2 protein-coding genes and 1 pseudogene are annotated in these 1540 nt (G+C 77.8%); all 3 read right to left on the bottom strand.

Features of this window, described 5'->3' with window-relative positions; all coding sequences use genetic code 11:
* Positions 1-732: pseudogene (locus tag N866_RS18735) on the bottom strand (hypothetical protein); the annotation flags it as partial.
* On the bottom strand, positions 729-1352 hold the full coding sequence (locus N866_RS18730) for a D-sedoheptulose-7-phosphate isomerase (RefSeq protein ID WP_155855501.1): 624 nt from the start codon (positions 1350-1352) through the stop codon (positions 729-731). The gene N866_RS18730 and the pseudogene N866_RS18735, both read right to left, overlap by 4 nt.
* Positions 1349-1540, bottom strand: a 192-nt coding sequence (locus N866_RS21705) for a hypothetical protein (RefSeq protein WP_034229636.1), incomplete at its 5' end; no start/stop codon positions are given. The genes N866_RS18730 and N866_RS21705, both read right to left, overlap by 4 nt.

The raw sequence follows: 1540 nt of genomic DNA, 5'->3' as shown, positions 1-1540 counted from the left end.
GGATGCGAGGACGTCCTCCGTGACCAGCGACGCCGCGTCCGGCAGGTCCGCGACGGCGCCGCGCGCCTCCGCCCCGTTGGGGGTGGCCAGGGCCGCGCGCGCGACGGGGTCGCCGCCGCGGGGGTGCGGGTCCCAGACGACCGGGCGCTGCCGCGCCACCTCGGCGAGCAGCCGGCGCACGACGGCGTCGCGGGTGGTCCCGGCGCCGTAGTCGGAGACGAGGACGACGTCGGCGGACCCGAGCACCTCGCGCAGCCGGTGCACCGGGACCTCCGTGGGCGACCCGGGGCCGCCGTCGTCGACCCGGACGAGCGACTGGCCGGCACTGCGGATGCGGATCTTGCGGCGCGTCCCGCCGGCGTGGCCGAGGGCGAGCACGTCCATCCGCGCGCCGAGGTGCGCGACGAGCGTGCGGCCGCCGTCGTCGTCGGCGAGCGGGGCCACGAGCGTGACGCGGGCGCCGGAGGCCGCGACGAGCAGGGCCGTCAGGCCCGCGCCACCGGGGCTCGTGCGCCGGGCGGTGACGTCGAGCACCGGCACGGGTGCGTCCGGGCAGAGGCGCTCCGTGCGCCCGTCCACGTCCTGGTCCAGGACCACGTCCCCGACGACGACGACGTGCGGGCGCCCGTCCGCGCGGGACGTGGGCTCCGCGCGGGTCGGGTCCTCTGCGCGGGACGTGGGCTCCACGCGGGTCGGGTCCTCCGCGCGGGACGTGTCCTCCGTGGCGCTCATGCGGTCCTCCTGGTTTTCCCCGCGGTGCGCAGCGCGGGCCGGGAGCGGTCCGCGAGCACGGCGACGCGCGCGTCGACCGCGGCGCACACCCCGTGCACGGCGACGAGGTGGCCCGTCTGGACGGCAGCCGTCGACGGTGCGGGTACGACGATCGCGTCGTGGCACAGGCGGGTCAGGGGGTTCGGTCCGGCGCCGGTGAGCCCCCAGACGGTGACACCTGCGTCGCGCGCCCGCTCGGCGGCGCGGAGCACGTTCGGGCTCTTTCCGGAGGTCGACAGGAGCACGAGCACGTCCCCGGGACGGCCGTGCGCCTCGACCTGGCGGGCGAACATCTCCTCCGCCCCGTAGTCGTTGACGATCGCCGTGAGGCTCGACGTCTCGGCGGACAGCGCGATCGCGCTGAGCGGCCGGCGCTCGGCGAGGAAGCGCCCCACGAGCTCGGCGGTGAGGTGCTGCGCCTCGGCGGCGCTGCCCCCGTTGCCCGCGGCGAGCAGCCGCCCGCCCTCCCAGAGCACGTCCGCGAGGTGCGTGCCCCAGGCGTCGACGACGTCCGACTGCTCGCGCAGCGCCGTCATGGCACCGGCCAGCTCGTCCGTGTGGTCCTCGATCCAGCTGCTCATACCGCCCTCACCCCTGCCATGTCGTCGTGCCGCCGGTCGGGCCGCCGGCCCGCGCGGGCGAGTCCCGCCGCGGTGCCCGCGCGCCGTCGGTCGTCGAGGCGCCCCCGGCTCTCCAGGAGCGTGCGGTACGCCGCCTCGGTGTCCCGCGCGACGCAGTCCCAGCCGAAGAGCTCGACCACGCGGCGACG

It is taken from the genome of Actinotalea ferrariae CF5-4, from assembly GCF_000603945.1.
Lineage (GTDB): Bacteria > Actinomycetota > Actinomycetes > Actinomycetales > Cellulomonadaceae > Actinotalea > Actinotalea ferrariae.
The sequence above is the reverse complement of the archived record's forward strand: the minus strand, read 5'-3'. Positions and strand labels throughout refer to the sequence as shown.